Below are 20,502 nucleotides of genomic sequence, written 5' to 3' on the forward strand. Positions count from 1 at the left end.
GCACTCGGCAGTCCCCACTCTCGAACGATGTCTGCCGAAAGTCTGCGGGTCGGCCGGGCCCGGAAACAGAGCACCGGTCACCGACTCGGCTGTGAATATCTCACGCGGTCCGCAGGCCGCGGAAAGGCGAACGCCATGATCCGGGTGCTGCTGGCCGACGACATGAAACTCTTCCGGGCCGCGTTGAAGAACCTGCTCGAGAAGTACGCCGACTTCGAGGTGGTGGCCGAGGTCTACTGCGGCGACCTGATCGTGCCCACCGCCCTCGAGCTGCGGCCGGACATCGCCGTGATCGACATCGAGCTGCCCGGTCAGGACGGCCTGGCCGCGGCCGCCGCCCTGCGCGAGCAGTTGCCGAGCTGCCGGACGCTGATCCTGACCGCGTTCGGCAGCCCCGCCAACCTGCGCCGGGCCTTGACGGCGCAGGCCGGTGGATTCCTCAGCAAGGACGTCTCGCCGCAGGCCCTGGCGGATGCGATCCGGCAGGTGGTGGCCGACATCCAGGTGGTGGATCCACAGGTCGCCGCGGCAGCGCTGAAGCTCCCGCCCAACCCGCTGACCCCGCGCGAGATCGACGTCCTGCGGTTGTCCGCGGAGGGCTCGGCCGCCCAGCAGATCGGGGCCGAGCTGTTCATCTCCACCGCCACCGTGCGCAACTACCTCAGCTCGATCGTGGCCAAGCTGCACGCGCGGACCCAGCTGGACGCCGTCCGGATCGCTACCGACGCGGGCTGGATCTGAGCACGGGCGGAAATCTGTAGGTGGGCGCACGTAGGCTGGCGGGCATGCCGATCCAGTCTGTCGCGGCGCTGCCGATCTCTGCGGTCCCGCTCAAGCTGCCCCGGAAGGCGCCGGTGTTCACCGGTGAGACGCACAGCCAGTTGGTGCGCCGGGCGCGGAAGATGCACAAGGTGCTCACCGAGACGTATCCGGACGCTCACTGCGAGCTGGACTTCACGACACCGCTCGAGTTGCTGGTGGCCACCATCTTGTCGGCGCAGACCACCGACGTGATGGTCAACAAGGTGACCCCGACGCTGTTCGCGAAGTACCCCGACGCGAAGGCGTACGCCGAGGCGGATCGCGAGGAGATGGAGGTGATCCTCAAGCCGACCGGGTTCTTCCGGGCCAAGACCAACAGCCTGCTCAAACTCGGCCAGGCGCTCGTCGACGAGTACGACGGGGTGGTGCCGGGCAAACTCGAGGAGCTGGTCAAGCTCCCCGGCACCGGGCGGAAGACGGCCAACGTCGTACTGGGCAACGCGTTCGGCGTACCGGGGATCACCGTCGACACCCACTTCGGCCGGCTGGTCCGCCGGTTCGGCTGGACCGAGGAGACCGATCCGGTCAAGGTCGAGCACCTGATCGGCGAACTGTTTCCGAAGAAGGACTGGACGATGCTGTCGCACCGGCTGATCTTCCACGGCCGCCGCCGCTGCCATGCCAAGAAGCCCGCCTGCGGCGCCTGTCCGATCGCCCAGTGGTGCCCCTCCTTCGGCACCGGCCCCACCGACTTCCCCACAGCCGCAAAGCTGGTCAAGGAACCAGCGTGAGTCAGCGCCCCGCGCCGGACCACACCGCCGCAGCGAGTCAGCCGCACTCGCCGGAGCCCACCGCCGTACGCCGGTGCGCGCCGCCCCGAGCGCCGCAGCGCTCTGCGCTCCACGGGTCCGGCGTCCGCCGGTACGCCGTGCGTGGGACCGCTGTGTCGGCGGCGATCGTCATCATCGCCCTGGCCGCCGGATGCGGGGACCAGAAGGCGAATGATCCGGGCGCGACCGGGAGCAGCACGAGCCGGACAGTTGCCGGCGCCGGGAAACTGGTGGCCTGTCCGAAGACTCAGTCGCGACCGCCTGTCGCCAACGGGCTGCCGGATATCAACCTGCCGTGTCTGGGGAACGGCCCGGACGTCCGGCTTGCGGATTTGCGAGGTCCGCTGGTGATCAACGTCTGGGCGCAGTGGTGTCCGCCGTGTCGCCAGGAGTCGCCGTACCTGGCCGAGCTGCAGAAGAAGGCCGGTGACAAGGTCCAGCTGATCGGCATCGACTACGACGACCCGCGCGCCGACGAGGCGGTCAAGTTCGCGACCGAGCAGAAGCTGGACTATCCGCATCTGATCGACGCGGACAAGCAGACCAAGGTCCCGTTCAAGATCGGTGGACCGCCGCTGACCGCCTTCGTCGACAAGAGCGGCGCGCTGGTTCATATTCACTACGGCGTGCTCAAGTCCCAGCAGGAGCTGGATCAACTGGTCAAGGACAAGCTGGGAGTGAGCTGGTGAAGACCAGTACGGCGTACGACGTCCCGCTGCCCGACTGGTTGCAGCCGCTCGCTGCCGCGTCGAAACAGGTCGACCCGCTGGAGCTGTCGCGGTTCCTTCCACCTGACGACCCGAGCGTCCGGCAATCCGCAGTACTGATATTGCTTGCCGACGGCAACGAAGACGGTCCGGACGTGTTGCTCACCGAGCGGGCCTGGACGTTGCGGTCGCACGCCGGCCAGATGGCGTTCCCCGGTGGACGGGTCGACGAGGTCGACGGCACCGGCGTCGAGGGGCTGATCCGGACGGCCCTCAGAGAGGCGAACGAGGAGACCGGGCTCGCGCCGGCCGGGGTCGACGTGTTCGCGGTCTGGCCGGCGCTCTGGGTGCCGGTCAGCAACTTCGGCGTCTCGCCGGTGCTCGGCTACTGGCGCGAGCCGTCGCCGGTCGCGGTGGTGGATCCGGCCGAGGTCGCCTCCGTGCACCGGGTCTCGATCGAGGCGCTGGCCGATCCGGCGAACCGGATCAGCTGCCTGCACCCGTCCGGCTTCACCGGGCCGGCGTTCACCGTGGGGGACCTCTACATCTGGGGATTCACCGCCGGGCTGCTCGACAAAATGCTTGCCCTCGGCGGCTGGGCGCGGGACTGGGACCCGGCGAACGTCGTACCGTTGCCCGACCGGCTGGTCGAGTTGGCCTGGCGGAATGAGGGGCGGCGGTCGGAGGAGCTCCGGCGGCTGACGGCCATCGAGCACGACCTGGGTCATCCGGAGGGCATGGAGTGAGCGGACTCGACTACGCGCTGCTGGTGGTGACCCTGCTGGTGGCGATCTCCGGGTACGTCGAGGGCTTCGTCCTCGGCGCCTGCGCCACCCTCGGGTTGCTGGCCGGCGCGGCGATCGGCGTGTACGGCGTACCGCGCGTGCTCGACAAGTTCTCGCCCAGCGTCGAGGTGTCGTTCGCCGCCCTGGTGCTGGTCGTGCTGCTGGCCTCGATCGGCCGGACGATCGGCGCGATCCTCGGCTCCCGGCTGCGGAACAAGATCTCCTGGAAACCGGTGAAGGCGGTCGACGCGCTCGGCGGCGCCGCGCTGGCCGCTGTCTCGGTGCTGATCGTGGCCTGGGTGCTCGGCGTCGCGGTGAGCGGTGCGCGGATCCCGAGCGTGACGTCCGCGGTCCGGGGTTCCGAGGTGCTGGCGAAGGTCGACGAGGCGTTGCCGGGCAGTGCCGACAAGGCGCTGCAGGCGTTCAACGACGTGGTGAATACCGATCTGTTCCCGCGCTTCCTCGACCCGTTCGTGCCGGAGCGGATCCGGGACACCCAGCCGCCGGACGCGGCGATCGCGCGGCAGCCCGCCGTACGGGATTCCTACAGCCGGATCGCCAAGGTGACCGGGGTGGCGAACTGCTCGCGTGGGCTCGAAGGGTCCGGGTTCGTCTACGGGCCGCAGCGGGTGATGACGAACGCGCACGTGGTCGCCGGGGTCAGTGATCCCCGGGTCGAGGTGAACGGGAAGTCGTACGACGCGACCGTGGTGCTGTTCGATCCGAGCGTGGACATCGCCGTGCTCTACGTCCCGCAGCTGAACGTCAAGCCGCTGGTCTTCGACGAGAGCGGCAAGGCCGACGCCGCCGCCGTCGTGCTCGGCTACCCGGAGAACGGGCCGTTCGACTCCGAGCCGGCCCGGATCCGTTCCGAGGAACGCCTCCGCGGCCCGGACATCTACGGCGACAAGACCGTCACCCGGCGGGCCTTCTCGATCTGGGCCTCGGTCCGCCCGGGCAACTCCGGCGGCCCACTGCTGTCACCCAAGGGCACGGTGTACGGCGTGGTCTTCGCCGCCTCCGTCGAGGACAACCGCACCGGCTACGTCCTCACCGCCGGCCAGGTGTCGGCCGATGCCGCTGCCGGTCTCAAGGCAACCCAGGAAGTCTCGACGCGCAGCTGCACCTAGCTGATCCCCAGCGTGCCGGTGCGTTCCGCGATGCCTTGCCAGATGCCGCTGGGTGCTGCCTTCTGGCAGGCGGCCGCGATCGACCTTGCGGGACCCGCGACGTCGCCGAGCTCGAGCGCGTACCGGCCGTCCTTCGCGAAGAGTTGCATCTCGGGATGGCGCTCGGCGAAGTCGGGGTCAGCCGGCGTCAGGTAGACGTGCACGGAGTGCCTGCTGAGTGTTGCCGAGGGCACCGTGACGAGCTCCAGTGAAACGCCGGCCAGCTCCTGCCAACTGACGGTGAACGAAGTCTCGGTTGGATCCGCCCACGTGAAGGACTCTTGGTCGATCACGACCCAGCGTCGGCGTACGACGACCTGAATGCTCAGCAGGGTCGCAAACCCCATCAGCACGAAGGGTGTGCCGACCACGAGGAAGGCCGTCCTCGATCCCGTGCCGCCGATCACCCCGAAAGCGGCGAGGTAGGCAACGACGCCGAAGAAGGCGGCCAGAGCGCCACCGGCCAAGGCTTGCCAGGCGATCTCTGTCGCCACGTCGATCCGCTGCTGCTCGGGCGCGGCCGGCGGCGCCGGGATCTCGACCCGCTCGCCAGGCGCCGCGATCAAGGCCGCCCAGCCATCGCTGTCGCGCTGCTCCCAGTCGCCAGGCTTCCCGTTCAGGATCGCTTCCACGACGCCGGTACGCCGGGGGATCGGCGCGGCCAGCGGTTGCGGCCAACCAGGCGGCCCGAATCCGACGTACAGGTGGAGGTCGTGCCGTCGTTGCTGGGGGAAGAAGACCAGGAGTAGGCCGGGGCGGGCCGGATCGTCGATCACGCCGAGGGATTTGAGGTCGGTCCAGTCGATCCGGAAGCCGCGGCCCTTCTTGGTGTCGTCGCAGAGGCCCTTCTCGTCCAGCCGTAGCGAGCGCGGCCAGAGCAGGGAGCGCCAGCCGAGCAGCCTCAGGCCGTCGACGAGGCAGAGGATCGCGCCGACGACGATCAGCAGGATTCCGAAGGTGTGGGCGAGCCAGCCATGCCACTGCACCAGGGCGCCGGTCAGGATGAGACCCACGCCGAGCAACGCGAGATCGATCGCCAGCGTCAGTTGATCGAGCTGCGTCTCCCAGCCGAGCCGGATTCTCGTCACGGCCGCGAGTTTAGTTTCCGGTGCAGCAGATCGGGACGGCCGCCGCGTTGGGAGGGTATGACGGTGACGACGGGCGAGACAGCAGTGTCGTTCGACGAGGCGGTCCGGTCGAACGAACGCCGGCTGCTGCGGCTGGCGCTGATGTTGTCCGGCGGCGTGCACAGCGCGGAGGACCTGGTGCAGACGGTGCTGGCGCGAGCGCATCGGCGCTGGGACCGGATCGGCACGCTCGAACATCCGGAGGCGTATCTGCGCACGATGGTGGTGAACGAGTTCCTCAGCTGGCGGCGGTTGCTGCGGAACCGGGAACAGCCACTCGGCGAGTTGCCCGAGCAGCCGACCGGTGAGGACATCAGTCTCCGGCAGGCGCAACGGGACGCGGCCTGGCGGATGCTGGCCGAACTGCCCCGCCAGCAACGCGCAGTACTGGTGCTGCGCTTCTACGAGGATCTTCCGGACGACGAGATCGCCGCCGTACTGCGGTGTTCGGCGAGCACCGTCCGGTCCAATGCCGCGCGCGGCCTGGCCCGCCTGCGAGCCGGGCTGCCGGCGCACGAGGAGGAACACTGAGATGAAGGACGAAGAACTCGGCGACCTGCTGCGAGAAACCTTTACCAGCAAGGAACATCAGGTCGATATCTTGCCTGAGGCAATCAACCCTGCCAAGCGCCGGACCGGTCCGATCCTGCTCGCGGCGGCGTCGGTGCTGGTGGTGCTCGGCGGCATCGTGTACGCCGTCAACGCCGGCGCAGGCACGGGGTCGCACCAAGCCGGACCGGGCGGCGCGACAACGGTGCCGAGGGCAACAGACGGCCCACGCTGGACGATGCCCGGCTCGACCCCGACCGGCTCGACCCCGACCGGCTCGACCCCGACCGGGTCGTCGGGGACGGATGAGCCGGAAGCGTCCGAGAACGCGCAGATCTGGTCGGCAGTGATCGCCGAGATCCTCAAGATCGAGAAACCCGCTGCCGGCTGGCCGGGCGCCCGCGTGCTGGACGCACCGAATGCCGGAGCCGGCGGCGGCAGCGTCACCTACGAGCTGGCCAACCGGTTCACCGCGAAGGAGCGGGCCGCGATGGAGCACGCGCTGAAGGGGATCGCACGGCTGGAGTGGGTACGCAACAGACCCCTAGGCGGCAAGGAACTCTGCGAGCAACCGGCGGCCAAGGAGCCCTACGTCACGGTCGGCCCAATCGTCTCCGTGCAGGGCCACATCGAGGTCGGTGCCTGGGTCTGGCGAGGTTGCCTCGACGCCCACTGGCTCACCTACCGCCTGGACCAGCAAGCGGGCGGTTGGAAGATCACCGGCACTGTTGGTGCGCAGGGAGTCTCCTAGGACCGCTTGTAGGTAGCAGTGAAGTCGCTGGTGGCCAGCACGAGCGGTTCTGCGGCGTCGAGCACCTTACGGGCCGCAGTACCGTTCGGCAGGTCGATCGGCTTGGACAGTGCGAGCAGAGTGAAGCGGTAGTGGTGTGTCTGGCCTGCAGGCGGGCACGGGCCGTTGTACGTCGCTTCGCCCAGGTCGCTGAGTGCTTCGCGAGCCTCAGGAAGCTTGGTGTGCTCCTGCAACCCAGTGGCCGTCGCGGGGATCTTCCACTGCACCCAGTGGATCAGCGGATCGCCCTGCGGGCTGGTCTTGTCGTCATCGACCATCGAGAGCAACAGCTCCGCAGTCCCGGCGGGGACGTGCCGGAAGACCAGCGCTGGGGAGTAGTCGCCGGCACCGTCGCAAGTCAGCCGTGGGTCAAAGCTCCCGTCCGAGTGGAAGCCGTCACCGGCCACGACAGCAAACTGGCCAGTGTCCGCGACAGCCGGCGGGCCGGACGGCTTCGGGTCGTTCGAGCAGCCGGCTAGGCCGAGTACCAGAACCAGAACAGCAATCCCTGTGCGAGTCACTGCTCAAACGTAACCGCGGACAGCCAGAAGCGGGCTTAAGGCTTGGAAACGTCGAGCCAGTCGAGCAGTAGCCGGTTGAAGAGTTCCGGTGACTCCTCATGCGGGAAGTGCCCAGCAGCAGTCAGTACTTCGTAGCGCAGCGACCCGGTGATCAGCCCATCTGGCGTGCGAGCGGCTCCGACGGCCCCGTCCTGCGCTCCACGCACCTGGAGAACCGGTACGTCGATCGGCGTACGCATCCGCGCGGAGTACCGGCGACCGTCGGAGCGCAGACGGGAGCGGGCGAACCATCGGTGGTACTCGAGCGCACAGTGCGGTGCTGGCCAGACCTGCAGAGCTGCGCGGTAGCGGCGCGACGCCTCGGCATCAGGGAAACCACCGCCGGGAGCCGACCAGTCGCGGAGCAGTTGCTCGATGTGGATGCCACCGTGGGCGAGCAGTCGCCGCTCAGGCAGGATCGGCAGCTGGAACCAGCCGGCTCTCGCGATAGCGCGCGGCTGACCCGACCGCATCAGCATCAACGGGTGCGGAGCCGACACTGCCGCCAGTGCCCGCACCTGCCGCGGCGCGAGGACAGCAGTGGACCAGGCGACGAAGCCGCCCCAGCCATGTCCGACCACAACTGCGTCAGCGGCCCCTAGCGAGCGGATGACTCCGGAGACGTCCGCTGCGGCTGTGAAGGGGTCGTAGCCGCGCGGGGTCTTGTCGCTGGCGCCATAGCCGCGCAGATCCATCGCGACGGCGCGGTAGCCGGCAGCCGCGACGGCAGGCAGCTGATGCCGCCAGGCCCACCAGAACTCGGGGAAGCCGTGCAGGAACAACACCAGGGGATCGTCAGCGGCGCCGCATTCGGCGACGTGGAACCTGGCCCCGTTGGCCGCGACCAGCGCGTGCGACCAGGGTCCGTCGACCAGCAGGTCCGAGACGCCGGCCGGGCTCAGTCGCCCTTGCCGATCGACTTGAGCGCCTCGACCGACTCCTTCGAGGTCTCGATCGCGCGCTCCGGTCCCTTCGCCTTCTTGATCAGCCGCAGCCCGACGAAGACCAGCCCGGCCCCGATCAACAGGTAGACGACGGCAACGATCAGGAAGGACAGCGCCGGGTGCAGCCCGAGGGCACTCACGCCGTACGCCGCGGCGATGGACAGCAGGATGATCGCCAGCAGCGCCAGGAAGCCGGCCGCGCCGAACATCCCGGCACCGGTGCCGGCCGCGATCGCGGTCTTCTTCAGCTCGGTCTTCGCCAGCTCCAGTTCGCTGCGGACCAGGCTGGACAGATCCCGGCTGGCATTGGCGACGAGCTGCCCGACCGTGGGCTCATCCTCGTTCTGCCCCATCGACATGGCACTCCTTCCTAGGGTCCGTGCACCGACCCTAGCCGGTACCCCCGGCTCAGTCCTCGGCATACGCGCGGTTGCGCCGGAACAACAGCGCGGAGGCCAGCAGCGCGGCCAGCAGTGACCCGATCAACACGGCCGCCTTCGCCCGCTCGATCTGGGCCGCGTCGTCGCCGAAGGCCAGCTGAGCGATCAGCAGGGCGACCGTGAAGCCGATCCCGGCGAGCACCGAGACGGCCCCCACATCCCGCCAGGACAAATCGGAGTTCAGCTCGGCGCGAGTGAACCGGGCCGTCAACCACGACCCGCCGAACACGCCGATCGTCTTCCCGGCCAGCAGCCCCGCGACCACGCCGATCGCCACCGGATCGGTGAGCATCGTCCGTAGGGCGTTGCCGCTCAGCGTCACCCCGGCCGCGAACAGCGCGAACGCCGGTACGGCGACGCCCGCGGACCACGGCCGCAACCGGTGCTCCACCCGCTCGGCCGGCGACTTCTTCTCGCCGGGATCGGGCAGCACCCGGGTCGCCAGGCCGAGCGCGACGCCGGCGATGGTGGCGTGGATGCCGGACTCGTGCATGAACCACCAGGCGCCCAAGGCAACCGGCACGTACAGGAACGGCGTACGGAATCTGAAGCGCTGGAGCAGGGCGAAGACCACGATCAGCGCTACCGCCGCGAGCAGCGCCAGCAGGTGGAAGCCGTGCGAGAAGAAGACCGCGATCACCAGGATCGCGCCGAAGTCGTCGACCACCGCCAGCGTCAGCAGGAAGGCTCGCAGCGCGCTCGGCAGCGACGATCCCACGATCGCCAGCACCGCGAGGGCGAAGGCGATATCCGTTGCTGTCGGCACCGCCCAGCCCGACGGCCGGCCGCCGTCGGCGGTGAAGTTGACAGCCAGATAGATGATTGCCGGCAGCACCATTCCGGCCGCGGCCGCGACCACCGGCACCACCGCCTCGCTGATCCGCGACAGCGTGCCGACCACCAGTTCGCGCTTGAGCTCGACGCCGGCCAGGTAGAAGAACAGGGCCAGCGCTCCGTCGGCGGCCCAGGCCTCGACGGTGAGCGGACCGAGCTGGGCGTCGCGGAGGTGGTGATAGGCGTCCTGCCAGGGCGAGTTCGCCCAGATCAGGGCGATCAGGGCGGCGCCGACCAGCACCAGACCACCGGTGGTCTCGGCCCGCAGCGTCTCGGCCAGGAACGCCCGCTCGCCGGCGAGGATCCGCGGGAACGCGCGGCGCTTCTGCAGCAGTCGGTTGACGGGGCTCATCACGGCGCCCTTCGCTCGGGGTCGTCGGATACATCGCCGACCAGACTTCCCGGCACACCAAGCCCACCCGCGCGGCTCTGCCGGAATTCTACCGTCCGCAGAGCTGTCCGGGCGGGGCGCATTGCCGCGAAGTTTCGATGTGGACGACAATGGTCAGTGGCCGTGCTGGGGCACCGGACAGTAATGTCGGGCTGAACGGTGCAGTTGTTGGACAGTCACCAACCCATCGCCCCGGCAACCGGTTTGCCGGGCAGATTCGCAGGGATACTGACCTCATGGCCCGCCCAAGGAACAACCCCGGTGAGCTCGCCGAACTCCCCACGGCGCTACGCCCGGACCGGCCGAAGGGCGACCAGATCCGCGAGATCCTGCACACCCTCACCCGCAGCCTGGCGGCCGGCACCGTGCTGCCGTCCGAGCGGGTGCTGGCCGAGCGCTTCGGCGTGGCCCGGATGACGGTCCGGCAGGAAGTTGACCGGGTGGTGGCCGAAGGCCTGGCCGCCCGGCGCCCCGGCGGCGGCACCTTCGTCGCGGAGCCGCGGCCGGCCCGGATGCTCACCTCGTCGTTCAGCCAGGACATGCGCGCCCGCGGCATTACGCCTGGCGCCAAGGTGCTGGAGCACCGGGTCGCCACCGCCGGCCCGGAACTGGCCCGCGAGCTGGAGGAACCGGTCGGTACGCCGGTACTGCACCTGGTCCGGCTGCGGACCGCGGACGGCGAGCCGATGGCGGTCGAGCGCACCGCACTGTCACTGCGCCGCTACCCAGGGCTCGACGAACTCGACCTGAGCGAGCTCTCGCTCTACGACTCGCTCGCGTCCCGCTGGGGCGTCACCCTCGGAATGGTGTCGGCGTCGATCGTGGCCGGCCCGCCGGACCCGTCCGACGCCGAACTGCTCGGCATCGAGCCCACCTGTCCCTGCCTGATCATCACCTCAGCCCCCCGCACCGCGCACGGCGAGGTGATCGAGTTCGGCCGCTCCATCTACCGCTCGGACCGCTACGACATCACCGTCGCCTACCGCGCAACCTGATCAAGTATCAGACCCGTTCAGCTGGAGTAGATCGGGACCGGGCGGGAGCCGAGATTCCGCACCGAGTCCACCAGCAGGTGGTTACCGCGGGCATCGATCGCGCACCGGGCCGGATCCGGAGAGTTGCTGACGACGTTCATCGCACGGATCTGGAGTTCGTCCACGACGTTGGCAGGCGTCTGGTCCATGTACTGCACCGCGGCGACCTCACACTCCTCCGTGGTGGCTCGCCGGAGACTGCCGGTGGCGAAGTACTCGCTGGAATGCAGGCTGGAGCAGGCGACAATCTTTCGGATCCGGCTGTCGTTGCAGCGCCGCCACGAGGCCGAGGCGGGTTTCGTCAACACATCCTTTGCTGACGTCGGCAAGTCATGACCGGCATCGACCGCGCAACTGCCGAGCGGACTTGTGGCCGGCCGTGCCAAGACCACATCAAGATCGGCCCTGCCACCCATGAACGCGATGACGGTCGCCTGTGTGCACTGCGTCGCTCCAGAAATCTCTTCGAACCGATGGCTCTCCCGGCAGTCGACGAGGATGCGTCCTGCCGTCCAGCACCCCGGCAGAACCGGGGTCGAGCTGGTCGGCGGCACCGACGAGCTGGAGCTCGGAGTGGCCGCAGGCGGAGCTGTCGTCGGTCCGGTCGTCTCCGTCGCCGGTGATCTCGAGCTGTCTGCGTCACCCGATCCACCGGGTCCGGCCAGGTGGGCGACGCCGGCGATCGCCCCGGCCACCACGCCTACTGCGCCGATCACCTCGCAGACCGACACGAACCGCTTGGTTCCTTTGTGCTCGAAGAAGCGATCCAGATGCCGAAAGATCCGCCACGAGTCAGACTCGGGCGAACCGGCTGCGGGTGGAGCGCCCGCACTGCCGGGGTCTTCCGGGTCGTGCTCGGTCAAGAGAGGATCGGATTCATCAGCACGGCATCGACCGACCCGACTCCGCACTGGCTGGATTCCTTGAGGTAGACGCTGATCTTCAGCGCGTTGACCTTCTGTACCGGGAGGTCGAAAGACGTGATCTGGTTGAGTTTGTTGCTCTTCTGATCCCGGTACTGCCCATTGGCGTCGATCCGCACGACCAGCACCTGGTCAGAATCATCCGAAGAATTGCTCTGCCCGAACTCGAGCCGGAATCTGCTGAAGTTGTTGGCCAGCCGCAGTTCCAGCACTTGCGCGCTGCTGTCCCCGCAATAGGTGATCGTCCCGCTGATCCCGGTGGTTTGTTTGCGATCGGCTACGTCGTAGCGCCCATCGCGCCAGCCATCGGGGTATTTGAAGATATTGCTCAACGTCAACGGGCGCCCCGCCACGTCGGTCGGCAATACCGCGGGACTCTGCGAGTCGCCCGGATCGGACGGGTCGGGCGGCTCCGACGCGTCCGTCATCGGCGGATCGCTCGACGGCGTTTCCACCGTCGGCATCGTCGTTTCGGTCGGTGGCGTGAATGTCTGCGTCACGGTTGCTCCGGCCGTCGGCGAATTTTCCGCACCACAGCCGGACGCCCCCACACTCATGGCGCCGATCAGAATCCCCACCGAAATTACTTGATATCCACCCCTGGATCCCCACACCCGACGGATCGTACGCAGTCACTCTCCGTGCGTCGAGAGGTCATCGCCTTATTTTTCAGTAGTCGCCATTCCGTTATTCAGTTCCCATCAGAGATGTGCGGCAGCGATGCCGAGGGCGAAGGCGGTGGCGGTGAGGGTGAGCATGGTGCCGGCCAGGAGGTAGAGCTGGCGTTGGAGGGCTGGGCGTTCGGCGGGGGTGGCGAAGACGCGGCGCGGCCAGTGGCGCCACGAGACGTACCAGAAGATGGTGGTCGCGGCGAGGAGCAGGACGGCCTTGAGTAGGTGGATCCACCAGTGCTCGTGGTCGAGGAGGAGTAGGACAACTCCGGTCGCGGCGATCACGCCGATCAGCGCGAGCACCTTGTAACGGTTGCCTGAGGCAATGACTGCGGTGAGTGCCTCGCGGCTCTCCTCGTCGGCACCGAAGAACCTCTTGAGTTTCGGCTGGACGACGAGCAGCGAATAGGCCATCCCGCCGACCCACGCAGCAGCGAGTCCCGCATGAACGATCACCATCAGGACGGTCACGCCGTGAGCCTAGTGCGGCGACGTGTCAATCGGATGTCCGGAACTGGCCGTTGGTCGTTCACTCGTTCTGCTCGAAAAGGATTGCCCTGTGTCAGCGGGTGAGCTGTTCTGGTGACCGTTGTGACCAGACAGAGAGGGAGCATGATGATTCCTGATCAATCGCCGTTCCGGAGTGCCGTCCAGGGGGTGGGCCGCCGCGCGGTACTGCGGGGCGCGGTGATCGGTGCGCTCGCGGCCGCCCCGGTGCCCTTCGCACGCCAGTTGGCCGGCGGATCTGCTGCCGGACAAGCAACCCAAGCAGCCTCGAGCCCGGCGGCAGCAGCGGCGGGGTGTACCGATCTGCCGCTGGTCGGCGGGGCCGAGTTCCCGATCGGGTTGTACTGGCCGCCGCATCCCTTCGCGACGACGGTCGAGCGGTACGCCCAGATGCGCGAGGCCGGGTTCGGATTCCTGATCACCGGCAACTACGTCGACGACTCGGCGATCATCAGCCACGCGCTCGCGATCGCCGAGCAGGTCGGCCTCAAGGTACTGGTCGCCAGCGACCCCGACGTACAGAACTTCGCGCAGCGGTTCACGATCAGCGACGACCGGTCGGTGCCGATGTCGATCACCACCGCGGATGCGCGGAACCTGGCGACCGCGGCGCTGAACCGCTACCGCGGTTTCGAGTCGTTCGCCGGGTTCAGCCTGGGCGACGAACCGTCCCGCGGCCGGCTTCCCGCACTGGGCAAGGCGTTCGCGGTCGCCCGGGAGGTGGCGCCGCGATCCACGCCGTACTCGAACATGGTGCCGGGCAGCGATACGTCGTACCGGGACTTCGTGCGGGAGTTCGTCGACAACCTGCATCCTCCGATGCTGTCCTTCGACCGCTATCCGTTCCTGACCTCGGGCGAGGATCAGCAGTACTTCCAGAACTGGGCGATCATCCGGTCCGAAGGGCTGCGCGCGAACATCCCGACCTGGACCTTCGTGCAGAGCGTGGAGTACAACAACCACCGCTTCCCGACCGAGGCCGAGCTGCGCTGGCAGATCAACACGAGCCTTGCCTATGGCTGCAAGGGCATCCAGTACTTCACCTACTGGCAGCCGGATCCGGCGCGGGGCGAAGGTTTCGGCCGCGCGCTGACCACCGCCGACGGAACGCTCACTCCGCTCTATGCGGCGGCCAAGACCATCAACACCACCTGGTTGCGCCAAGTCGGCGCCGAGCTGAAACCGCTCGTCAGCGAACTCGCGGTCCATGCCAACGAGACGCCGCCCGCCGGTGCGACCGGGTTCACGCCGGGCACCTATTTGAGCGGTACGTCGGGAAGCGCGGCCGTTCTCGGCCTGTTCCATCCGACCGACGCGGCGCGGACCCGTTGGCTGTTGATCGCGAACCGGCAGTACAGCACCAGCGCGACCACGACCGTGACGTTGAACCAGGCAACGGTCACCAAGGTCTCCGTGTTCGATCCGGCGACCAGCGCGTACGTCGCGCAGGCGGACCGGACCAGGATCGTCGCCAACCTGGCGCCCGGGGCCGCGGCCCTCTACCGGCTCGACGCATAAGGGGACGAGATGCGAATCCAGATCTTCAGCCAGTTGGTCACCGCCGGTGTCGCGGCCGCGGTTGCCGCCGCCGTCATCGCAGTGCCGACCGTTCTGCACAAGAAGCCTGCTCAGGCCGAGGCGGTTCAGGCCGTCTGCACCTACAACTGGTACCTGTCGAACAACCGGGCGTCGGGGACGGCGACGATCCCGGCCTTTGCCTACGGCAACACTCCGATGGTTCCGCTGGCCGGCAACTGGGACGGCGCCGGCGGCGACACCCCGGCGGCGTACAGCCCGGACGAACACAAGTTCTTCCTGACCAACTCGTTCGCCGGTGGCGTCGGCCAGATCACCATTGCCTTCGGCAACGTTGATGACCGGCCGATCATCGGGGACTGGAACGGCGACGGGACCGACGAGGTCGGCGTCTACACCCCGTCAACCGGCACCTTCACCAAGCGGGCCGCCGATGGCACGACGACGAGCGTCGCCTTCGGTACGTCGTACCAGATCCCGTTGGTCGGCGACTGGAACGGTGACGGCATCGACGATGTCGGCGTCTACCGGGCGTCGGACGCAACCTTCGACCTGCGGCTGGCCGATGGGACGACCCGATCGATCCACTACGGCGACCCGTACTGGAGGCCCGAGATCGGTGACTGGAACGGCGACGGCCGCGACGAACCGGGTCTCTACAACCCTGCCAATGCGACGTTCTACTTCCGGATGAGCGGCATCGACCCGACCGAGACCACCGAATCCATCCGCTACGGCGACACCGGCGACCTTCCGCTGGTGGGCGACTGGGACGGCAACCGCACCAGCTCGCAGGGCATCGTTCGCTATTGACGGTCTTGTTGGGGTGACCAACGAGTAGGGTGGTGGGGGTGGATGAGAAGACGCCGAGTGGGTTGCTGACGACGCCGAGTTGGTTGCTGGCTCAGACCGCGATGCACGCGCACCGGATCATCGGCGAGGCGTTCGCAGCCGAGAACACCCGTGGCTATCACTTCCGGCTGCTGGCCACCCTGGTGGAGTTCGGCCCGGCCAGCCAGGCCGAGCTCGGCCGGCAGACCGGCATCGACCGCAGTGACATCGTCGCCTCGATCAATGAGCTGGTCGCCGGAGGGTACGTCGAACGCTCGCCGGATCCCAGTGACGGCCGCCGGAACATCATCACCCTCACCGCCGGCGGCCGGCGCCGTCATCGCCAACTCGGCGAATTGGTCGCCACGATCCAGGACCGGATCTTCGCTCCGCTCTCCGCCGCCGAACGCGACGATCTGGCCGGTCTGCTCACCAAGGTTCTGCTCTATCACCGGTAATCGTTGGCGCAACCAATGAGTTGCTGTACCGTTGGGCTAACCAACGATTTGAGGAGCCCGCCATGACGATCACTTTCGGCCCGCAACTGATCGGCCAGACCGAGAAGACCCTGCAAGCACTCCTGAGCCGTGCGCTGGACGACACCGGTCTCGATGAGCGGCTCTGGGTCACCCTCCGGCTGGCCGGCCAGCCGGACGGGTCGGCCCTACGCGAGCGCGTTGCCGACCTGGCCAAGTTCGCCGACGCTGACCAGCTCGTCACGACTCTGGAGGAACGCGAGCTGGTCGCCGACGATGCGCCCACTGAAGAAGGACGGGCCGTGCTGGAGCAGGTGCTGGCCAAGTCCGCGGCGCTCAGCGGTCCGATCTGGGACGACATCGAGGACGCCGACGCGGCCGGCCGGGCCTTGAACGAACTCCTGCGCCGCGCTCGTGCGGCGGTGGCCCGCCAGTAAGCCGGAGGGTGTGACGCCCTTCACGGATGGCTCCGTTCGGCGCTGATCGGGGGCGTCTGGGCGACGCACCAGTACCACGGCTGGTCCGGCATTGGTAGAAAGGGGGCGGGCGCGCTTCCGGCGTACCGACAGTTTTCAACGAGGAGTCCGTGACGTGACCAGTTCCGAGTCCCCCCAGTCCGAGGCCCTGTCGAACCTGATGCACGAGGAGCGCCGCTTCGAGCCACCGGCCGACCTGGCGGCGAACGCGAACGTCAAGGCGGACGCGTACCAGGCCGCCGAGGCCGACTTCGAGGGGTTCTGGGCCGAGCAGGCCAAGCGGCTGACCTGGGCCGTCGAGCCCACCGAGACCCTCGACTGGAGCAACGCGCCGTTCGCCAAGTGGTACGCCGACGGCAAGCTCAACGCGGCGTACAACTGCGTCGACCGGCACGTCGAGAACGGCCTCGGCGACAAGGTCGCGTACTACTTCGAGGGCGAGCCCGGCGACACCCGCGAGATCACCTATGCCCAGCTGAAGGACGACGTGTCGAAGGCGGCCAACGCGCTGCTGGAGCTCGGTGTGCAGGCCGGCGACATCGTCGCCATCTACATGCCGATGATCCCCGAGACCGTGATCGCGATGCTCGCCTGCGCCCGGATCGGCGCCCCGCACACGGTCATCTTCGGCGGCTTCTCCGCGGACGCGCTCAAGGGCCGCATCCTGGACTGCGATGCCCGCGTCGTAATCACCTCCGACGGCGGCTACCGCCGGGGCGCCCCGGCAGCGCTGAAGCCGGCCGTCGATGCCGCGCTGGTCGACTGCCCCGACGTACGGAACGTGCTCGTCGTGAACCGCACCGGCCAGGAGACCGCGATGGTCGAGGGCCGCGACCTGTGGTGGGAGGACTTCGTCGGCAAGCAGTCGACGGAGCACACCGCGGAGGCGTTCGACGCGGAGCACCCGCTGTACGTGATGTACACGTCCGGCAGCACGGGCAAGCCGAAGGGCATCCTGCACACAACCGGCGGCTACCTGGTGGGTACGTCGTACACGCAGTGGGCCGTCTTCGACCTCAAGCCCGACACCGACGTCTACTGGACCGCCGCCGACATCGGCTGGGTCACCGGGCACAGCTACATCGTGTACGGCGCTCTCGCGAACGCGACCACGTCGGTGCTCTACGAAGGCACTCCGGACACTCCGCACCAGGGCCGCTGGTGGGAGATCATCCAGAAGTACAAGGTCTCCATCCTGTACTGCGCGCCGACGGCGATCCGCACGTTCATGAAGTGGGGCAAGGAGATCCCGGCGAAGTTCGATCTCTCGACGCTGCGCGTGATCGGGTCGGTGGGCGAGCCGATCAACCCCGAGGCCTACATCTGGTACCGGGAGAACATCGGTGGCAACAAGGCACCGGTCGTCGACACCTGGTGGCAGACCGAGACCGGGATGCACATGATCTCCCCGCTGCCCGGTGTGACCGCGGGCAAGCCGGGTGCCGCGATGAAGGCGATCCCCGGGGTGAGCGTCGACGTGGTCGACGACACCGGCAAGTCGGTGCCGGACGGTTCCGGCGGTTACCTGATCATCGACAAGCCGTGGCCTGCCATGCTGCGCACGCTGTGGGGCGACGACGAGCGCTACAAGGACACCTACTGGTCGCGCTTCCCCGGCGTGTACTTCGCGGGTGACGGCGCCAAGAAGGACGAGGACGGCGACATCTGGCTGCTCGGCCGGGTCGACGACGTGATGAACGTGTCCGGCCACCGGCTGTCCACCACCGAGATCGAGTCGGCGCTGGTCTCCCACCCGAAGGTCGCCGAGGCAGCCGTCGTCGGTGCCTCCGATCCGACCACCGGCCAGGCGATCGCGGCCTTCGTGATCCTGCGCTCCGAGGCCGGCGACGGCGGACCGGACGTGGTCCAGGAACTCCGCAACCACGTCGCCAAGGAGATCGGCCCGATCGCCAAGCCGCGCCAGATCATGGTTGTCGCGGAACTCCCCAAGACCCGCTCCGGCAAGATCATGCGCCGCCTGCTCCGCGACGTCGCCGAGAACCGCGAGGTCGGCGACGTCACCACCCTCGCCGACTCGACCGTGATGGACCTGATCAAGTCCAACCTCGACGCCGGCAAGTCCGACGAGGACTGACTTGCGAAACAGCCGGTACGCCGACCGTCGGCGTACCGGCTGAATTCGGTTGCCGGCCAAGGGCTGCGCTGCTGCAATGGCGACGTGCCCGCACCCAACGGATTCGACTACGTCACCCGGCCGGACGGGACCGTCCGGATCACCCACCATGGCAAACCAGCCACCGTCCTCCGCGGCCCCCGCGCCACCGAGTTCCTCGCCGAGGTCGACGACGACCCCCAACTCGTCATGGCCCGCTGGACCGGCAACTACAAACGCGGCAACGAACGCACGGCCAAGAACCACCCCCGCAACCGCCGCTGACAACCGGCCCGCCAAACCACCACCAGCCTCTCCCCTCGCCGCCCACCCCCGTCCTCACCATCCCCTCCCCCTCGCCGCAGCACCGGCCCGCACTGTCCGTTCGCCGGGTTACCTCCTCTTGGCCGGGTTACCCCATTGGTCTAGCGATGGGGGGAGCACGCGATGAGGAGGGGAGCACATCGAAGGTGCGTACGACGGGTGCCGGGTCGCAGGCCCGCCATACCAGCCCCTCGCCGCACCACCTGCTCGCCGCAGCATCCCGTCGCCACGCCATCCTCGGCGCGGCACGATCTTCGCCAGACCGTCCGCTCGCCGCACTGTCCGTTCGCCCCACTGTCCGTTCGCCGGGTTACCTCCTCTTGGCCGGGTTACCCCATTGGTCTAGCGATGGGGGGAGCACGCGGCGGGGAGGGGAGCACATCGAAGGTGCGTATGACGGGGTGGGCGACGAGCCGGGTGCGTCGTGCGGGGAATTCGGTGGCCCTTCATTGGGGGTCGGTGGCTTGGGTGGGGTTCACCAGCCGACTGCGCAGAGGTTTTGGGGGTGGTGGGTTGGTTGGGTGGGGTTGAGGGGTGGGACGGGGGTGACTGTGTAGGGCGGGGTGCTGGGGGTGGCGTCTAGTTGGCTGTTGACCCAGAGGAGGCGGTTGCCGTCTCGGGCGAGCGTGGTGGGGGTGGCGTTGGGTGCGCCGGGGGCTGAGTCGGCGAGGATGCGGGCCGCGGTCCAGTCGTGGTTGAGGCACGCGAGGCGGGTGACGTACTTGCCGCCGCCGGCGTTGTACACGGCGTACAGGTGGCTGCCCTCCAACAGGTAGCCGTCGCCGGAGAGGATGCCGTTCGCGCCGGTGATCGCGAGGGTGCTGACCTGCTTCGACTGCAGGTTGATCCGGTAGGTGACGTCCTGGCCCTGCTCGCCGACGAGGAGCGTGCGGCCGTCGGTGACGATGCCGTTGAGGAAGTACGGGATCGGCTCGATCTTGTCGCGGGTCAGCCAGGGTTCGAGTTCGCCCAGGCCACGGGCGGTCAGGGTGGCCCGCCAGATCTGGTTGTGCGCGGAGTCGGTGACGTAGACGGCGTCGTGGGTGATCGCGAAATCGTTGAGGAACGAGCCTTCCTGGGCCTTCCGGGCGGCGAGGAGGCGGCCGCGGACGTCGTACAGGAAGAGTGTCGACGTGCTCGCGCCGGCGATCAGGATCCGGCCCCAGCGGTCGGCGTGGACCCCGGTCGCCGAGGTGCGGCCGTCGCTGCCGGCCGGGAGCCAGGTGCGCAGGTTCGGTTGGCTGGTCGAGCCGCGGTAGACGGCTCCGGTGCCGACGCTGGTGACGTACATCGTCCCGTCGCGGGTGACGGTGATGCCCTCGGGAGTGTCGCCGGGGGTGCGCGAGACGACGTACGTGCCGGGGTGGCGGGGGTGGGTCGCCTGCGCGGTCGTCGACTGCGCAGCGAGCGCGATCGCGGCGGTCAGGGCGGCGGTGGCGATGCGTCGGTTCCTCATGAGGCCCAGCGTCGGCGGCTCCGTCGCTCGCGCTCGACCGGTTTCGGGCAGGACCGAAGCACCTCTGTCGGTCCGGCCGGGTGGCAGGCAGAATCGGCCCGGTGATCATCCGGATCCACTTCACGCCCGCCGACCTCGCCCGGGTCACGTTCCCGGCCGAGCCGGAGCCGCTCTGGGAGGCGGCGCTGGCCGCGCGGGCACTCGGGGACCGGGCGATCCCGCCGGTCGCGCGGAGGTGGCGCCGGCAGGCCGTGCCGCTGATCCGGC

General features: G+C 68.4%; 23 protein-coding genes. 14 read left to right on the top strand and 9 right to left on the bottom strand.

Going from position 1 to position 20,502, the window contains the following annotated elements; all coding sequences use genetic code 11:
• The first annotated feature begins 27 nt into the window (after positions 1 to 27).
• Genes ABZ004_RS36510 through ABZ004_RS36530 form a run of 5 tightly spaced genes read left to right on the top strand, consistent with a single transcriptional unit; the run spans position 28 to position 4,214 of the window.
• Positions 28 to 741: a response regulator transcription factor gene (locus ABZ004_RS36510; protein WP_355686283.1), complete on the top strand. Its 714-nt coding sequence runs from the start codon at positions 28 to 30 to the stop codon at positions 739 to 741.
• Between the two features lie 44 nt (positions 742 to 785).
• Entirely contained in the window at positions 786 to 1,553 is a 768-nt protein-coding gene (gene nth / locus ABZ004_RS36515) for an endonuclease III (RefSeq protein WP_355686285.1), read from the top strand.
• The gene (locus tag ABZ004_RS36520) at positions 1,550 to 2,281 is read left to right on the top strand and encodes a TlpA disulfide reductase family protein (RefSeq protein WP_355686287.1); all 732 of its coding nucleotides are present in this window, start codon (positions 1,550 to 1,552) and stop codon (positions 2,279 to 2,281) included. The genes nth and ABZ004_RS36520 overlap by 4 nt, the downstream gene beginning before the upstream one ends.
• Complete coding sequence (locus ABZ004_RS36525) at positions 2,278 to 3,045, top strand: CoA pyrophosphatase (RefSeq protein WP_355686288.1); 768 nt, start codon at positions 2,278 to 2,280, stop codon at positions 3,043 to 3,045. The genes ABZ004_RS36520 and ABZ004_RS36525 overlap by 4 nt, the downstream gene beginning before the upstream one ends.
• Complete coding sequence (locus tag ABZ004_RS36530) at positions 3,042 to 4,214, top strand: MarP family serine protease (protein ID WP_355686290.1); 1,173 nt, start codon at positions 3,042 to 3,044, stop codon at positions 4,212 to 4,214. The genes ABZ004_RS36525 and ABZ004_RS36530 overlap by 4 nt, the downstream gene beginning before the upstream one ends.
• Here the strand turns inward: ABZ004_RS36530 and ABZ004_RS36535 are convergent.
• Positions 4,211 to 5,341 carry a hypothetical protein gene (locus tag ABZ004_RS36535; protein ID WP_355686292.1) on the bottom strand — a complete coding sequence of 377 codons (1,131 nt, stop codon included), beginning with the start codon at positions 5,339 to 5,341 and terminating at the stop codon, positions 4,211 to 4,213. The genes ABZ004_RS36530 and ABZ004_RS36535 overlap by 4 nt on opposite strands.
• A gap of 57 nt (positions 5,342 to 5,398) precedes the next feature.
• Between ABZ004_RS36535 and ABZ004_RS36540 the strand changes: the two genes are divergently transcribed.
• Positions 5,399 to 5,911: a SigE family RNA polymerase sigma factor gene (locus tag ABZ004_RS36540; RefSeq protein ID WP_355686294.1), complete on the top strand. Its 513-nt coding sequence runs from the start codon at positions 5,399 to 5,401 to the stop codon at positions 5,909 to 5,911.
• A 1-nt stretch (position 5,912) separates the two neighbouring features.
• The gene (locus tag ABZ004_RS36545) at positions 5,913 to 6,680 is read left to right on the top strand and encodes a hypothetical protein (RefSeq protein ID WP_355686295.1); all 768 of its coding nucleotides are present in this window, start codon (positions 5,913 to 5,915) and stop codon (positions 6,678 to 6,680) included.
• Here ABZ004_RS36545 and ABZ004_RS36550 read toward each other — a convergent pair.
• The 4 genes from ABZ004_RS36550 to nhaA form a co-directional block, all read right to left on the bottom strand.
• Complete coding sequence (locus ABZ004_RS36550) at positions 6,677 to 7,240, bottom strand: YbhB/YbcL family Raf kinase inhibitor-like protein (RefSeq protein ID WP_355686297.1); 564 nt, start codon at positions 7,238 to 7,240, stop codon at positions 6,677 to 6,679. The two genes, ABZ004_RS36545 and ABZ004_RS36550, sit on opposite strands and share 4 nt — an antisense overlap.
• A gap of 35 nt (positions 7,241 to 7,275) precedes the next feature.
• Complete coding sequence (locus tag ABZ004_RS36555; RefSeq protein ID WP_355686299.1) at positions 7,276 to 8,064, bottom strand: alpha/beta hydrolase; 789 nt, start codon at positions 8,062 to 8,064, stop codon at positions 7,276 to 7,278.
• Positions 8,065 to 8,177: 113 nt separating this feature from the next.
• Complete coding sequence (locus ABZ004_RS36560) at positions 8,178 to 8,576, bottom strand: phage holin family protein (protein WP_355686301.1); 399 nt, start codon at positions 8,574 to 8,576, stop codon at positions 8,178 to 8,180.
• Between the two features lie 55 nt (positions 8,577 to 8,631).
• Positions 8,632 to 9,849 (bottom strand): Na+/H+ antiporter NhaA, encoded by a 1,218-nt coding sequence (nhaA, locus tag ABZ004_RS36565; RefSeq protein WP_355686303.1) that lies wholly within the window; start codon positions 9,847 to 9,849, stop codon positions 8,632 to 8,634.
• A 275-nt stretch (positions 9,850 to 10,124) separates the two neighbouring features.
• Between nhaA and ABZ004_RS36570 the strand changes: the two genes are divergently transcribed.
• Positions 10,125 to 10,883 (top strand): GntR family transcriptional regulator, encoded by a 759-nt coding sequence (locus ABZ004_RS36570; RefSeq protein ID WP_355686305.1) that lies wholly within the window; start codon positions 10,125 to 10,127, stop codon positions 10,881 to 10,883.
• Between the two features lie 17 nt (positions 10,884 to 10,900).
• On the opposite strand, the gene ABZ004_RS36575 is transcribed toward ABZ004_RS36570, so the two are convergent.
• The 3 genes from ABZ004_RS36575 to ABZ004_RS36585 all read right to left on the bottom strand — a co-directional run bounded on the left by ABZ004_RS36575 (position 10,901) and on the right by ABZ004_RS36585 (position 12,987).
• Positions 10,901 to 11,785 carry a hypothetical protein gene (locus ABZ004_RS36575; RefSeq protein WP_355686307.1) on the bottom strand — a complete coding sequence of 295 codons (885 nt, stop codon included), beginning with the start codon at positions 11,783 to 11,785 and terminating at the stop codon, positions 10,901 to 10,903.
• Positions 11,782 to 12,423, bottom strand: a complete 642-nt coding sequence (locus ABZ004_RS36580; protein WP_355686309.1) for a hypothetical protein — start codon at positions 12,421 to 12,423, stop codon at positions 11,782 to 11,784. Before ABZ004_RS36580 ends, ABZ004_RS36575 begins: the two co-directional genes overlap by 4 nt.
• 123 nt (positions 12,424 to 12,546) lie before the next feature.
• Positions 12,547 to 12,987, bottom strand: coding sequence for a hypothetical protein (locus ABZ004_RS36585; protein WP_355686310.1), 441 nt, complete (start codon positions 12,985 to 12,987; stop codon positions 12,547 to 12,549).
• 141 nt (positions 12,988 to 13,128) lie between these two features.
• Between ABZ004_RS36585 and ABZ004_RS36590 the strand changes: the two genes are divergently transcribed.
• The 6 genes from ABZ004_RS36590 (at position 13,129) to ABZ004_RS36615 (ending at position 18,740) form a co-directional block, all read left to right on the top strand.
• Complete coding sequence (locus ABZ004_RS36590; RefSeq protein ID WP_355686312.1) at positions 13,129 to 14,541, top strand: hypothetical protein; 1,413 nt, start codon at positions 13,129 to 13,131, stop codon at positions 14,539 to 14,541.
• Between the two features lie 9 nt (positions 14,542 to 14,550).
• Positions 14,551 to 15,372: a VCBS repeat-containing protein gene (locus ABZ004_RS36595; protein WP_355686313.1), complete on the top strand. Its 822-nt coding sequence runs from the start codon at positions 14,551 to 14,553 to the stop codon at positions 15,370 to 15,372.
• 38 nt (positions 15,373 to 15,410) lie between these two features.
• Positions 15,411 to 15,848, top strand: a complete 438-nt coding sequence (locus tag ABZ004_RS36600) for a MarR family transcriptional regulator (RefSeq protein ID WP_355686315.1) — start codon at positions 15,411 to 15,413, stop codon at positions 15,846 to 15,848.
• A gap of 62 nt (positions 15,849 to 15,910) precedes the next feature.
• A complete protein-coding gene (locus tag ABZ004_RS36605) occupies positions 15,911 to 16,303 on the top strand; it encodes a hypothetical protein (protein ID WP_355686317.1) in 393 nt (130 codons plus the stop codon).
• 199 nt (positions 16,304 to 16,502) lie between these two features.
• Positions 16,503 to 18,437 (top strand): acetate--CoA ligase, encoded by a 1,935-nt coding sequence (acs, locus tag ABZ004_RS36610; protein WP_355686321.1) that lies wholly within the window; start codon positions 16,503 to 16,505, stop codon positions 18,435 to 18,437.
• A gap of 84 nt (positions 18,438 to 18,521) precedes the next feature.
• Positions 18,522 to 18,740 carry a hypothetical protein gene (locus tag ABZ004_RS36615; protein WP_355686318.1) on the top strand — a complete coding sequence of 73 codons (219 nt, stop codon included), beginning with the start codon at positions 18,522 to 18,524 and terminating at the stop codon, positions 18,738 to 18,740.
• Positions 18,741 to 19,254: 514 nt separating this feature from the next.
• On the opposite strand, the gene ABZ004_RS36620 is transcribed toward ABZ004_RS36615, so the two are convergent.
• Positions 19,255 to 20,235, bottom strand: a complete 981-nt coding sequence (locus tag ABZ004_RS36620; RefSeq protein WP_355686319.1) for a superoxide dismutase — start codon at positions 20,233 to 20,235, stop codon at positions 19,255 to 19,257.
• Between the last annotated feature and the right edge of the window lie 267 nt (positions 20,236 to 20,502).

It is taken from the genome of Kribbella sp. NPDC006257 (genome assembly GCF_040613535.1).
Classification (GTDB): domain Bacteria; phylum Actinomycetota; class Actinomycetes; order Propionibacteriales; family Kribbellaceae; genus Kribbella.